This is a genomic window from Staphylococcus sp. AC872 (assembly GCF_979255425.1).
In genome coordinates this window covers 1-247 of the sequence record NZ_CEEDKW010000079.1, presented here as the reverse complement: position 1 = coordinate 247, position 247 = coordinate 1, and the positions used below count along the sequence as shown (strand labels likewise).

The following is a 247-nucleotide window of genomic DNA, read 5'->3' as shown; positions in this document are numbered from 1 at the left end:
AGATCGCGGGCCTCGAGGTGCTGCGCATCATCAACGAGCCGACCGCGGCCGCCCTCGCGTACGGTCTCGACAAGAAGAAGGCCGGCACCATCGCGGTCTACGACCTCGGCGGCGGCACCTTCGACGTGTCGATCCTCGAAATCGGCGACGGCGTGTTCGAGGTGAAGTCCACCAACGGCGACACCTTCCTGGGCGGCGAGGACTTCGACAACCGCGTGGTCGAGTACCTGACCGCCGAGTTCAAGAA

At 65.2% G+C, this 247-nt stretch carries 1 protein-coding gene; it reads left to right on the top strand.

Annotated elements, in window-relative coordinates; translation table 11 throughout:
* The coding region (locus ACZ267_RS12995; protein ID WP_463680362.1) for an Hsp70 family protein at window positions 1-247 on the top strand (247 nt) is incomplete at both ends.